The organism is Microbacterium umsixpiens, from assembly GCF_053543675.1.
Genome location: NZ_JBLVOH010000014.1, coordinates 31,976 through 41,914 on the forward strand (window position 1 = coordinate 31,976; position 9,939 = coordinate 41,914).

9 protein-coding genes are annotated in these 9,939 nt (G+C 67.8%); 3 read left to right on the plus strand and 6 right to left on the minus strand.

Annotation, left to right across the window (positions count from 1 at the left end):
- Positions 1-21: 21 nt before the first annotated feature.
- From ACNPM4_RS01285 to ACNPM4_RS01300, 4 genes are all read right to left on the minus strand, one after another.
- Entirely contained in the window at positions 22-2,166 is a 2,145-nt protein-coding gene (locus ACNPM4_RS01285) for a 3-hydroxyacyl-CoA dehydrogenase NAD-binding domain-containing protein (RefSeq protein WP_448984444.1), read from the minus strand.
- An 8-nt stretch (positions 2,167-2,174) separates the two neighbouring features.
- Positions 2,175-3,380: a thiolase family protein gene (locus ACNPM4_RS01290; protein WP_021200670.1), complete on the minus strand. Its 1,206-nt coding sequence runs from the start codon at positions 3,378-3,380 to the stop codon at positions 2,175-2,177.
- A 72-nt stretch (positions 3,381-3,452) separates the two neighbouring features.
- On the minus strand, positions 3,453-4,646 hold the full coding sequence (locus ACNPM4_RS01295; RefSeq protein WP_262001000.1) for a ribonuclease D: 1,194 nt from the start codon (positions 4,644-4,646) through the stop codon (positions 3,453-3,455).
- Positions 4,639-5,220, minus strand: a complete 582-nt coding sequence (locus ACNPM4_RS01300; RefSeq protein WP_029263278.1) for a DUF3000 family protein — start codon at positions 5,218-5,220, stop codon at positions 4,639-4,641. Before ACNPM4_RS01300 ends, ACNPM4_RS01295 begins: the two co-directional genes overlap by 8 nt.
- Before the next feature lie 25 nt (positions 5,221-5,245).
- Between ACNPM4_RS01300 and ACNPM4_RS01305 the strand changes: the two genes are divergently transcribed.
- The gene (locus ACNPM4_RS01305; RefSeq protein ID WP_448984430.1) at positions 5,246-6,400 is read left to right on the plus strand and encodes an alpha/beta hydrolase family protein; all 1,155 of its coding nucleotides are present in this window, start codon (positions 5,246-5,248) and stop codon (positions 6,398-6,400) included.
- On the opposite strand, the gene ACNPM4_RS01310 is transcribed toward ACNPM4_RS01305, so the two are convergent.
- Positions 6,384-6,815: a SufE family protein gene (locus ACNPM4_RS01310; protein WP_448984431.1), complete on the minus strand. Its 432-nt coding sequence runs from the start codon at positions 6,813-6,815 to the stop codon at positions 6,384-6,386. The two genes, ACNPM4_RS01305 and ACNPM4_RS01310, sit on opposite strands and share 17 nt — an antisense overlap.
- A 19-nt stretch (positions 6,816-6,834) precedes the next feature.
- Positions 6,835-7,728 carry a sulfurtransferase gene (locus tag ACNPM4_RS01315; RefSeq protein ID WP_448984432.1) on the minus strand — a complete coding sequence of 298 codons (894 nt, stop codon included), beginning with the start codon at positions 7,726-7,728 and terminating at the stop codon, positions 6,835-6,837.
- 145 nt (positions 7,729-7,873) lie between these two features.
- On the opposite strand from ACNPM4_RS01315, the gene zapE reads away from it, so the two are divergent.
- Both zapE and ACNPM4_RS01325 read left to right on the plus strand, forming a co-directional pair.
- Positions 7,874-8,911: a cell division protein ZapE gene (gene zapE, locus ACNPM4_RS01320; RefSeq protein ID WP_029263282.1), complete on the plus strand. Its 1,038-nt coding sequence runs from the start codon at positions 7,874-7,876 to the stop codon at positions 8,909-8,911.
- Positions 8,912-9,045: 134 nt separating this feature from the next.
- Positions 9,046-9,939 (plus strand): ammonium transporter (locus ACNPM4_RS01325; RefSeq protein WP_448984433.1); only part of this gene is annotated, 894 nt, incomplete at its 3' end.

Here is a 9,939-nt window from a genome sequence, read left to right on the forward strand (position 1 = left end):
CCCCCCCTTCGGGGATGATGATCAGCGGTGCTCGACGCCCCGGATCTGCGGCGTGTGGAACGAGCCGCCGAAGGCCCGCTCGGAAGCACCTTCGCGGTCGAGATACGGCGACGCACCACCGTCGATGAACGGCCAGCCGGCACCGAGGATCAGGCAGAGGTCGATGTCTTCGACCTCGGGCACCACACCCTCGTCGAGCATCAGCTTGATCTCCTGTGCGAGGCCGTCCTGCACGCGCTGCAGGATCGTCGCCGCGGAAGCGGGAGACTTGCCCACGGCGGGCTTCAGGACCTTCTCAGCCTGCTTCGTCCAGCCGATGACGCGCCCGCCCTTGTCCTTCTCCACGACCGCGTCGAGCTCGGCGAGAGCGTGGAAGTTCTCGTTCGCGTAGAACCGGTCGGGGAACGCCTGCACCATCGTGTCCTGCACGTGAGCGGCCACCTTCCAGCCGACCAGGTCGATCAGCTGGAACGGACCCATCGGCAGACCGAGCGGACCGAAGGCCTTCTCGACATCCGCGATCGGAGTGCCTTCGTAGACCGCGCGAGCGGCCTCGCCCATCACCTTGGCGAGAAGGCGGTTCACGACGAACCCGGGCGCATCAGCGGTGAGGACCGCGTTCTTGCCCAGGCTCTTCGCCACGACGAACGCCGTCGACAGTGCCGCCTCCGACGTGGTCGGCGTCTTCACGATCTCGATCAGCGGCATCACCGCGACCGGATTGAAGAAGTGGAAGCCGACCAGACGCTCGGGGTGTGCGAGCTTCGAACCGATCTCCTCGACCGACAGCGACGAGGTGTTGGTCGCGAGGATGGCATCATCGGCGATGATCTGCTCGATCTCCCCGAACACCTGCTGCTTGACGCCGACCTCTTCGAACACGGCCTCGATCACGAAGTCGCAGTCCGCGTAGAGGCTCTTGTCGGTGGTGCCGGTGACGAGGGCGCGCAGCTTGTTGGCGGAGTCGGAGTCCAGACGACCCTTGGCCTCGAGTTTGCCGATCTCCTCGTGGATGTAGGCGACGCCCTTGTCGACGCGCGCCTGGTCCAGGTCGGTGATGAGCACGGGCACCTGGAGCTTGCGCACGAAGAGCAGCGCGAACTGGCTCGCCATGAGGCCGGCGCCGATGATGCCGACCTTGGTGACCTTCTTCGCGAGCTGCTTGTCGGGAGCGCCGACGGGTCGCTTCGCCCGCTTCTGCACCAGATCGAAGGCGTACATCGACGCGGCGAACTGGTCGCCCGTCACGAGTTCGGCGAGAGCCTCGTCCTCACGGGCGAAGCCCTCGGCCTGGGTGCCGCTCTTCGCCTTGTCGAGCAGTTCGAGCGCGGCATAGGGCGACTTGGGCACGGTGCCGATCTTCGACTCGAGCATGCCGCGCGCCATCTTGATGGCGATCGGCCACTTGGTGAGGCGCTCGATCTTGCCGGGCTCGTTCTTGCGCTCGACCTTCTTGCCGCCGAGGACCGCATCCGCCCAGGACAACGAGTTCTCGAGGTAGTTGGCCGCGGGGAAGATCGCATCGAAGATGCCCAGATCGAACGCCTGCTGCGGCTTCAGCATCCGGTTCTGCTTGAGCGGGTTCGAGATGACGACCTCGAGGGCGTTCTCGATGCCGATCAGGTTCGGCAGCAGGTAGGCGCCACCCCAGCCGGGGATGATGCCGAGGAAGACCTCGGGGAGTGCGACGGCCGCGGCGGAGGAATCGACCGTGCGGTAGCTGGAGTTCAGCGCGATCTCCAGGCCGCCGCCCAGGGCGAGGCCGTTCACGAAGGCGAACGACGGCACCCCGAGGTCGCCGAGCTTGCCGAGGACCTTGTGACCCAGCTGCGCGATCAGGCGCGCGTTGTCGCGAGAGCCCACCTTGCTGATGTCGGACAGATCGGCGCCGGCCGCGAGGATGTACTGCTTGCCGGTGATGCCGACGGCCTGGATCTCGCCGTTCGCCGCACGTGACTTGAGACCGTCCAGGGTCTCGCCCAGCTGCGTGAGAGTCGCCGGACCCAGCGTGTTCGGGCGCGTGTGGTCCCGACCGTTGTCGAGCGTGATCAGGGCGAGCACCTTGCCCGAGGTCAGGCGGATGTCGCGCACAGGCGACTGCGTGATGACCTCGCCCTCGGTGAGCGCCTGGATGGGGGAGAAGTCGATGTCGTCGTAGTTCGTCACGTTCGCGCTCACTTCTTCTTCTTGCCGTCGTAGTGCGGGTTCTCCCAGATGACCGAACCGCCCTGGCCGAGGCCGACGCACATCGCGGTCAGACCGTAGCGGACGTCGGGGCGCTCGGCGAACTGCGCCGCGAGCTGGATCATGAGACGCACACCGGATGCCGCGAGCGGGTGCCCGAGCGCGATCGCGCCGCCCCACTGGTTCACGCGGGGATCGTCGTCGGCGATGCCGAAGTGGTCGAGCAGCGAGATCACCTGGATGGCGAACGCCTCGTTCAGCTCGAACAGGCCGATGTCGGCGATCGTCAGACCGGCCTTCTTGAGGGCCTTCTCGGTCGACGGGATCGGGCCGATGCCCATGATCTCCGGCTGCACACCGGCGAAGGCGAACGAGACCATCCGCATCTTCGGCGCGAGTCCGAACTCCTTCACCGCGCCGCCGCCGGCGAGCAGCGACATCGTCGCGCCGTCGGTGAGCGGGGAGGAGGTGCCCGCGGTGACGCGCCCGTGCGGACGGAACGGCGTCTTCAGCGCCGCGAGGTCCTCCATGGTGGTCTGCGGGCGACGACCCTCGTCCTCGGTGGCAAGACCCCAGGCGCCGTCGGCACCCTTGGTGGCCACGGACACGAGGTCGGGCTGGATCTTGCCGGCGTCGTACGCGGCCTGCACCTTGTGCTGGCTGAGCATGCCGAACCGGTCGGACCGTTCCTTGGTGAGGTGCGGGAAACGGTCGAAGATGCGCTCGGCGGTGACACCCATGTTGAGCGCGCCGGGATCGACCATCTTCTCCGCGACGAAGCGCGGGTTCGGGTCGGCGTTGCCCCCGATCGGGTGATGACCCATGTGCTCGACACCGCCGGCGAGGGCGAAGTCGTACATGCCGACGCCGATCGAGGCGCCCATCGTGGTGACGCTGGTCATCGCGCCGGCGCACATGCGCTCGACGGCGAGTCCGGGGACGGTCTGCGGCAGCCCCGCGAGGATCGCCACCGAGCGACCGAGGGTCAACCCCTGGTCGCCGGTCTGGCTCGTCGCGGCGATCGCCACATCGTCGATGCGGTCTGCCGGGACGGCAGCGTTGCGCTCCATCAGGCCGATGGTCGCCTTCACGGCGAGGTCATCCGCGCGGGTGTTCCAGTACATGCCCTTTTCGCCGGCGCGCCCGAAAGGGGTGCGTACTCCATCGACGAAGAAGACGTCCGAGATCTCGGCCACTCTGCCTCCAAGTTAGTGCGTGGCCTCAGTCTATGAAGCGCGCGAAACGGGGAGGAATCGGTTGGATCGAACCTACGAAGCGTCCGCCGGGGTGGTGTCGGGCGATTGCGCCGCTTCTACAAAGGCGTCCGCGATCTTCTGTGCAGTCTGTGCAATCTGCCAGGGGCGCGCTCCGAGGGTCGCGAGTGCTGCGGAGATCTCTTCCGGAGTCTCACCGGGAAGATCCCATGCGACGCGACGCAGGTACTCGGGCGTGAGCAGGTTCTCGGTGGGCATCCCCAGTTCTTCGGCAACCGCTTCGACGACCGGACGCGCGGCCTTCAGGCGGGCATCGGCTTCCGGATTCCGGTCCGCCCAGGCACGCGGGGGCGGAAGGGTGTCACTCGGCACGCGCTCGCGGGGCAGATCCTCCGATGCGCGGCCGTCGACGATCGCCTGCCACCAGCGGTCGAGCTGGCTGCGGCTGGCGCGGCCCTGGAACTCCTTGACTCCGGCGAGCGCCTGCTTCGACGTCGGATTCGCCATGACAGCCGCGACCAGCGAGCGGTCGGGCACGAGCCTCCCGGGAGAGACGTCCTGAGCCTGCGCGTAGGCCTCTCGGGCCTGCCAGAGGGAGCGGGCCACGGCGAGATTACGGGAGCCGCGCACCTGGTGCAGTCCACTGAGTCGTCGCCACGGATCCTCGCGCGGCGGCTTCGGAGCCCGGGCGAGGGTCGCGGCGAACTCCTCGGCGGCGAAAGCGGTCTTGCCCTGCTCCTCGAGCTCCTGGACGAGGACGTCTCGGACATCGATCAGGTGCAGCACGTCGAGAGCCGCGTACTCGAGCCACGAGTCCGGCAGCGGACGAGTCGACCAGTCGGATGCCGAATGCTCCTTCTTGAGGACGATGCCCAACGTGTCCTCGACGACCGCGCCGAGTCCGACGCGCTCATGGCCGAGCAGTCGGGAGGCCAGCTCGGTGTCGAAGATCACCGGCGGCTCGAGGTGCAGCTCGCGCAGCGACGGCAGGTCCTGGCTCGCGGCGTGGAGCACCCACTCGACGTCGCCGATCGCCTCCTGGAGCGGGGCGAAGTCGCCGATCGCCGGCGGGTCGAAGAGGAAGACGCCCGCATCGCGGCGGAAGACCTGTACGAGGTAGGCCCGCTGCGAGTAGCGGAAGCCGGACGCACGCTCGACGTCCACGGCGACGGGGCCGGTGCCGGCGGCGAGCACGGCGCAGGCCGCGCGGAACTCCTCGGCATCCGAGATCACGGAGTATTCAGTCACGTACAGCCTTTCGCGCGCCGATCACGGCGATGCCCTCGGAGCCGGGCGGAAGCCCCGCCAGCATTCCGACCAGCTCGGCCCATGCTTCGACGTGCGGTCGGAACGGGCCCTCCGGAGTCCAGGACGCCCGCAATTCTATCTGGGCACCGTCGCCTTCGACGGCGAGCCCTCCGAAACCCTTCGACAGAGTCTTCGTCGAGGTGCCCGATGCTGAGTGATAGACGGCATCGCGCGAGTCGAGTGCATCGACCAGCCAGGACCACGTCACGTCGGCCAGAAGAGGGTCGGTGCCGATCTCGGTCTCGAGCGGCGCCTGCGCGAAGATGACGATGCGCCACGATCCTCCCCACGCGCCCGGCTCGTCGGGATCGTGCAGCAGCACGAATCGGCCGGTGCCGTAAACGGACTCCCCGTGGTCCTCCGGCCGGACGTCCGCGGCGAGCGCGAGGGCGAACGGAGCGAGGCCCTGGGGGGTGGCGATCTCGCGCACCGTGATGTCATCGCGGAACGTGGTCTCGCGCAGCTCAGCCACAGCGCTGTCGAAGGGTGTCCCGGCTTCGGGGTGTGCGGTCACGGCAACAGGCTAGAGTCAGGAAGCGATGAAGAGTCTCAGGCACGCCGTTACGCTCCTTGTCCCTGCCCTGCTCGCCTTCGGAGCGGCGTTCGCATTTCTCGTGTTCGCCGTCGCCCGGCGGGTGGTCACGCCCATGCGCCGCCCGACGGACACCGAGATCCTGGCCGTCGACACGGGAGCCCAGACGATCGAGCTGGAGCGCACCCTCGACACCGAGCTGCCCGGCCGGTACGGACTCTTCACCACCGGCACCTATGGCTACGTCAAGCTCGGCGCCGTGCTCAGTGCCGACGGCAAGAGTGTGCGCCGCAAGCTGCTCACGCAGATCGAGCCGGGTTCCCGGGTGGACCGCGCAGCCTCGTTCAGCGGGTACTACTACTCGTCGCCCAGTGAGCTTCATCTGCGCTGGGAGAACGTACTGATCGGTTCTCCTGCGGGCCCCTGCCCTGCGTGGTACTTCCCTGCGTCGTCATCGACCTGGGTGATCCAGGTGCACGGACGCGGTGCCACGCGTGCGGAGTGCCTGCGGGCCGTGCCGGTGCTGCACGCGGCCGGTCTGCCCAACCTCGTGGTGTCGTACCGCAATGACGGCGAGGCGCCCCGCACCCGGGCCGGCGCCTACGCGCTGGGCGCATCGGAATGGCGGGATGTCGATGCCGCGATCGCCTACGCGCTCCGACACGGCGCGGAGCGCGTGATCCTGATGGGCTGGTCGATGGGTGGCGCGGTGTCGCTGCAGGCCGCAGTCACCTCCGGGCATCGCGACCGCATCGCGGGGATCATCCTCGAGTCCCCTGTCGTCGACTGGCGGACTGTGCTGCGCTTCCAAGCTCGGATGGCCGGAGTGCGCGCACCGTTGCCGGCCCTCGCGATGGGCGCCCTGCAATCTCCGCTCACCGCACGCCTGAGCGGAGCCGATGAGCCGATCCTCTTCGACCGCCTGGACATGGTCGCCCGCGCCGATGAGTTGACCGCACCGATCCTCATCCTGCACAGCGACGACGACGGCTTCGTTCCCGCCGACTCCTCGCACGCGCTGCAGGAGGCACGCCCCGACCTCGTCACGATGCCGAGGTTCACCGTCGCGCGGCACACCAAGCTCTGGAACTACGACGAGACCGGGTGGAGCACGGCGATCACCGACTGGCTGGATGCACGGGGGCTCAGCGCTTCTGAATGACCTGGTTCTTCGCGCGCATGAGCATTCCCGTCATGCCGCCGATCCGCAACGGGGAGACCGCCTTGGTCAGACCGATCGACTGCGGGTAGTCGTTCGGGATCGCCAGCACCTCGTCGGCGGTGAGTCCGGTGAGGCCCTGCACCAGGATGCTCGCGAAACCGCGCGTGGTCGGAGCCTCCGGCGGAGCCGTGGCGTGCATCGTGACGATGTCGTCGTCCACCTCCACGTGGATGTACACGGGGGACTGGCACTCCGCGACCCGCTCGTACATCTCGGGGTGGGCGGCGACCTCGTCGGACACGTCGGGGAGCTCGTCCGAGTATTCGAGCAGCAGCAGGAGCCGATCGGACTCCGGGGTCTCCAGGAAACCGTCTCGGATGTCGGCCAGTGCCTCAGGAACTTCGCTCGCGCTCATCCCTGTCATTGTCCCACGTTCAGACGGATCCCGGCTCGGCGCCGGTGACGATCGGCACCCGAACGGCGCTGCCCCACTCCGTCCAGGAGCCGTCGTAGTTGCGCACGTTCTCGAAGCCGAGCAGGTGCCTGAGCACGAACCAGGTGTGGCTCGAGCGCTCACCGATGCGGCAGTATGCGACGACATCGTCGCCGTCCTTCAGACCGGCGCCCTCGCGGTAAATCGCATCGAGTTCGGCGCGGCTGCGGAATCCGCCGTCTTCGGCCACGGCCTTCGCCCACGGCACGCTCTGCGCTGTGGGGATGTGGCCGGCGCGCAGCGCCCCCTCCTCGGGGTAGGCGGGGGCCGTGGTGCGCTCTCCGCTGTATTCCTCGGGCGAGCGCACGTCGATCAGCGGGTTGCCGATGTGCGCGAGCACATCCTCCTTGTAGGCGCGGATGACGGAGTCGTCGCGCTCCACGACGGGGTACTCGGTCGCCGGGCGGTTCGCGGGCTCGCGGGTCAGCTCGCGACCCTCGGCGATCCAGCGGTCGCGGCCGCCGTCGAGCAGACGGACGTCTTCGTGGCCGAAGAGCGAGAAGACCCACAGTGCGTACGCAGCCCACCAGTTGTTCTTGTCGCCGTAGATGACGACGGTGTCGTCACGCGAGATGCCCTTGCGGCTCAGCAGCTCGGCGAAGCCTTCGCCGTCGACGTAGTCCCGCACGACGGGATCGTTGAGCTCCGTGTGCCAGTCGACCTTCACCGCGCCGGGGATGTGGCCGGTCTCGTACAGCAGCACGTCCTCATCGGACTCGACCACCACGAGCCCCGGCGTTCCCAGCCGTTCGGCGAGCCACTGGGTGGTGACGAGTCGGCCGGGCTCGGCGTACTCGGCGAACTTGGGGGAGGAGGAATCGAACTCGATGGCCATGGGGTCTCCGAAGCGTTGAGCGGACGAGGGCGCGGGTGCAGACGGCGTAGTGTTGATCCGTCCCTTCGACGATAGATCCCCGCCGAGCACCCTGCGCCCGATTCGTAAGACTTCGACACAGGCGAGCACCCGATTCAGGACTGTGATGACCGACCCGACCAGCCGCACCGGAATCGTGCACCTCACCGATCGTCAGCCGACGGTCACCGGACCGGAGATGCTCGCGAGCCTGGTGCCGCCGCCCCAGTTCGACACGGCGACGTTCGACAGCTACCGGGCCGATGCCGCCTATCCGTCCCAGGAGGAGGCCAAGGAGACGCTGATGCGCTTCTCCGGTCGGGGAGCCCCGGTCAAGCGCGGCGGATTCTTCAGCCGCGCGAAGAAGGAACCCGAGCTCAAGCCGGGCGTGTATCTGGACGGCGGGTTCGGCGTCGGCAAGACCCACCTGCTCGCATCGATCTACCACGCGATGCCGGCACGCCGGAAATACTTCGGCTCGTTCATCGAGTACACCGCACTGGTCGGGGCGCTCGGCTACAAGAACACGGTCGACCTGCTCAAGGGCGCCGACCTCCTCTGCATCGACGAGTTCGAGCTCGACGATCCGGGCGACACGATGGTGATGACCCGGCTGATCGGCGAACTCGTGCCGACGGGGACGCGCCTCGCCGCCACCTCCAACACCCCGCCGAACGCCCTCGGTGAGGGCCGCTTCGCGGCGCAGGACTTCCTCCGCGAGATCCACGCCATGTCCGACAGCTTCCAGACGCTGCGCATCGATGGGGTCGACTTCCGTCAGCGCGCGCTCGACGGTCACGCCGTGGTGCTCGATGACGACGCGTATGAGGCCGCATCGGCCGCGGCCGGTCAGGGGAGCGCCGCGTCAGACGACCGGTTCGACGACCTGATCCGCCACCTGGCCCAGGTGCACCCGTCGCGCTACATCCGACTCATCGAGGGGCTCGGCCAGGTCGGGCTGCGCGGCGTGCGTCAACTCACGGACCAGTCCGAGGCTCTGCGGTTCGTCGCTTTCGTGGACCGCGTGTACGACGCCCAGATACCGATCATCGCGACCGGCCTGGGCCTCGACTCGGTGTTCTCCGACGAGATGCTCGCCGGCGGATACCGCAAGAAGTACCTGCGAGCGGTCTCTCGGCTCAACGCCCTGACGCATTCTGCGTAACCCCGAAGGCCCGCGTAACGCGATGTTCACACCCGGGGCAGCCCTGTAACAGCGGGGAAACAAACCTCACGCATGCGCGAAACGGCGCGTCGTCACACTGAAGCTCTCAATTACTTCGGATGTGAGGTTTTCCTATGGATGCTCCCGGCAACATCTCGTGGGCGATCACCGCGACAGCGCTGGTCCTGCTCATGACGCCCGGCGTCGCCTTCTTCTACGGCGGTCTCGTCAAGGCGAAGAGCGTCGTCAGCATGATGATGATGAGCTTCGGCTCGATCGGCCTTGTCGCCGTGCTGTGGATTCTCTTCGGCTTCTCGATGAGCGCCGTCGACAGCCCGACCGCCTTCGCCGGCAACCCGTTCGCCGACTTCGGGCTCTCCAGCCTGGCGTCCGGTGAGGGCTCGAACGTCGCCCTCCTCGGCGTCGCCTACGGTGCGACCTTCGCGATCATCACCGTCGCGCTGATCTCCGGCGCGATCGCGGACCGCGCCAAGTTCGGCAGCTGGCTGATCTTCGCCGGAATCTTCGCCACGGTCGGCTACTTCCCGGTCGCCGCGTGGGTCTGGGGTGGCGGTTGGATCATGAACCTCGGCACCACGCTCTTCGGTGAGGACAGCGGGATCGGCGTCATCGACTATGCCGGCGGTACCGCGGTGCACATCAACGCGGGTGCGGCCGCCCTCGCCCTTGCGCTGGTCCTGGGCAAGCGCATCGGCTTCCAGAAGGGCATCCTCAAGCCGCACAACGTGCCGCTGACGCTGCTCGGCGCCGCACTGCTGTGGTTCGGCTGGTTCGGATTCAACGCCGGTGCAGAGTGGCTGGCGGAGGACATGGGCGGCGTCGGACTCATCGGCCTGAACACCCTCGGAGCCACGGCTGCAGCGATCCTCGGCTGGATCCTGGTGGAGAAGATCAAGGACGGCAAGCCCACCTCGGTCGGCGCTGCTTCCGGTGCGGTCGCGGGTCTCGTCGCCATCACCCCGGCGTGTGCCAACCTGACGCCCGGCTGGGCACTGCTGCTCGGCGCC